The sequence below is a fragment of the Nocardia farcinica genome, from assembly GCF_029867845.1.
Taxonomy (GTDB): Bacteria; Actinomycetota; Actinomycetes; order Mycobacteriales; family Mycobacteriaceae; genus Nocardia; species Nocardia farcinica_A.
The window spans coordinates 1-3089 of sequence record NZ_JARWRU010000232.1 but is presented as its reverse complement, the minus strand read 5'-3'; the positions used below and the strand labels follow the sequence as shown (position 1 = coordinate 3089).

General features: G+C 72.1%; 2 protein-coding genes and 1 pseudogene. 2 read left to right on the top strand and 1 reads right to left on the bottom strand.

The genetic code is table 11. The annotated features are described in order from the left end of the window. Positions 1-296, bottom strand: a pseudogene (locus tag QH283_RS04730) (S1C family serine protease); the annotation flags it as partial. Positions 297-402: 106 nt separating this feature from the next. Between QH283_RS04730 and QH283_RS04725 the strand changes: the two are divergent. Continuing rightward, positions 403-1458, top strand: a complete 1056-nt coding sequence (locus QH283_RS04725; protein WP_280501789.1) for an NAD(P)-dependent alcohol dehydrogenase — start codon at positions 403-405, stop codon at positions 1456-1458. 127 nt (positions 1459-1585) lie between these two features. Continuing rightward, positions 1586-2917 (top strand): AI-2E family transporter, encoded by a 1332-nt coding sequence (locus QH283_RS04720; RefSeq protein ID WP_280501788.1) that lies wholly within the window; start codon positions 1586-1588, stop codon positions 2915-2917. The last annotated feature ends 172 nt before the right edge of the window (positions 2918-3089 follow it).

Sequence of the window (3089 nt, the reverse complement as noted above, 5' to 3'; positions counted from 1 at the left end):
TGCACCCCGTGCGGGCGGGTCCCACCGGGGCCGCGGGGGGTCACCCCCTGCCCCCCCCCCCCCGCGCCCGGCCCGGGGCCCCGGGTCCTGGTGGTGATGTGCACCATCGCCGGGGTCCGCGCGGCCGCCACCGCGGCCTGGCCCAGCGGCGGCGCGGGTGGACGGGTGACGGTCGCGACCGTGGGACCGGAGCGCTCCCACGGCCACCCGTCGCCGAAACCGAGGAAGCCGGTGACCACCAGGGCGACGATCACGAGTACGGCGGTCGTCCCGCCACCTCGCCGATCCTCGTGCATGCGCCCTCCGCCTCACCCGGTCCGGCGACCGGAACTGGTCCCATTGTGACCGTGGATTCGCTCGATCGGTTGGCATTCGGGCGCATGCGCCGGTAGTGATGTACGCATGAGCACCGCTGCCGCCGCCTACGCCCTGTCCTCGCCGGAGGGGTCGTTCGAGAAGATCACCGTCGAGCGCCGGGAGCCCGGCCCGCACGACGTGGTCATCGACGTCAAGTACGCGGGCATCTGCCATTCCGACATCCACACCGCCCGCAACGAGTGGCACAGCGCCCGCTACCCCTGCGTGCCCGGCCACGAGATCACCGGCGTCGTCGCCGCCGTCGGCAGCGCGGTCACCCGCTTCCGCCCCGGTGACCGGGTCGGCGTCGGCTGTCTTGTGGATTCCTGCGGCAAATGCGAGAACTGCCTGGCCGACGAGGAGCAGTACTGCCTGCGCGGCGCGGTGCAGACCTACAACCACCCGGTCGACGAATCCGTGCAGCCCGGCGGCTACACCCTCGGCGGCTACTCCACCCGGATCGTGGTCACCGAACACTTCGTGCTCGGCATCCCCGAGGGCATCGGCCTCGATGTGGCCGCGCCGCTGCTGTGCGCGGGCATCACCCTGTTCTCCCCGCTGCGGCACTGGGCGGCCGGGCCGGGCAAGCGGGTGGCGATCGTCGGCATGGGCGGGCTCGGCCACATCGGCGTCAAGCTGGCCGCGGCGATGGGCGCCGAGGTCACGGTGCTGAGCCATTCGCTGAGCAAGCAGGAGGACGGCAAGCGCTTCGGCGCCCACCACTACCACGCCACCTCCGACAACCAGACCTTCCGCGAGCTGCGCAACCGCTTCGACCTGATCCTCAACACCGTCTCCGCCGACCTGCCGGTGGAGAAGTATCTGCGCCTGCTGCGCCGCGACGGCACCTTCGTCCAGCTCGGCATGCCGGAGAACCCCACCACCCTGCGCAGCTTCCATCTGGCCGCGTTCCGGCGCTCGCTGGCCGGTTCCATGATCGGCGGCATCGCCCAGACCCAGGAGATGCTGGAGTTCTGCGCCGAGCACGGCATCGGCGCCGAGATCGAGGTCATCGCCGCCGACGAGATCGACAACGCCTACGACCGGGTGGTCGACAGCGACGTGCGCTACCGGTTCGTCATCGACGCCGCCACCATCTAGACCGACGATCCGGGCCTGCGATCGACACGCGGAGCCGCGCGGGCACCCGTGTCGCGTCCGCCACGTTGTGGCAAGCGACCCGGCATGTACGGCGCGCCGGGCGGCCCGGATCGCTACCGTACGAGACGTGTCCGACCACGAGAACGACGCGAACGCCCCCCGGGGCACTCCCAGCGGGGACAACGCCGCCGGGAGCGACGCCGCGGGCACACCGCAGGCCGCGAACGCCCCGGCCCTGCCGCGGCCGGGCGGTGCGAGAAATGAGCCCCCACGCGCGAACTCGCGCACCGAGGTCGACATCGCCACACCCCCATGGCTGGTGCGCGCCTTCCTGCTGGCCGCGGCCACCGTCTGCGCGCTCATGTTCGGCCTGTGGATGCTCGACCGGCTGCGCAGCCTGCTCACCATCCTGCTGATCTCGCTGTTCCTGGCCTTCGCCATCGAACCGGCGGTGAACTGGCTGGCCGCGCGCGGCATGCGGCGCGGACCGGCCACCGGCATCGTGTTCGTCGGCCTGATCGCCGTCATCGCCGCCTTCTTCGGCGCGCTCGGCACACTGCTGGTCGACCAGATCACCTCGCTGGTGCAGAACGCGCCGACCAACGCGGTGCAACTGGTGGACTGGATCAACCGCACCTTCGGCACCCAGCTGTCCGCCGACGACATCCGCAACTACGCCACCGAGTGGAGCGGCCAGCTCGAGGGGTACATCGTCGGTTTCGCCGGCAACGCCTGGGGCATCGGCACCGCCGCCCTCGGCGCGCTCTTCCAGGGCCTGGGCATCCTGCTGTTCACCTTCTACTTCGCCGCGGACGGCCCGCGCTTCCGCAACGCCGTGTGCTCGCTGCTGCCGCCGCGCAAACAGGTGCACGTGCTGCGCGCCTGGGACATCGCCGTGGAGAAGACCGGCGGCTACATCTACTCCCGGGGCCTGCTCGCCCTCTGCTCGGCCATCGCCCACTACGTGGCGCTGCGCGTGCTCGACATCCCCTCGGCGCTGGCGCTGGCCCTGTGGGTCGGTGTGGTCTCCCAGTTCATCCCCACCGTCGGCACCTACCTGGCGGGCGCCGTCCCGGTCATCGTCGCCCTGGTCGACGACCCGCGCGCCGCCCTGTGGATCCTCGGCTTCATCCTCGTCTACCAGCAGTTCGAGAACTACGTCCTGCAACCACGCATCACCGCCACCACCCTGGACATGCACCCCGCCGTCGCCTTCGGCGCCGTCCTGGCCGGCGCGGCCCTGCTCGGCGCCACCGGCGCCCTGCTCGCCATCCCCGTCACCGCCACCGTCCAGGCCTTCGCCGGGGCCTACATCCGCCGCTACGAGGTCACCGACACCCCCGTCGACCCCGACCGCCCGGCCAAACCACCGAAGTCCCGCCCCTGGCTCGCCGCCCTCCGCAACGCCGTGCACATCCCGGACCTGCGCGGGCCGGACCGCAACGCCGAGCAGCCCTGACCGGGCGAACGATCCTCGGCAGCCGTCCATGGCCAGGCCCGGGTACACCGACGCCGGTGTCGCCTTCCTTTCGAAAACGACACCGGCGTACCGAAGCGACGGCCGGAGCGGCGCGGCGGCTACTCGCCCGAAGCGGCGGCCGCGCGGCGGGGCCGCCGCCCGGCCGCGGCGC

What these genes read in the sequence shown, in the direction of transcription:
- QH283_RS04725 (WP_280501789.1), top strand. Translation starts at nt 403, where the DNA reads ATGAGCACCGCTGCCGCCGCCTACGCCCTGTCCTCGCCGGAGGGGTCG.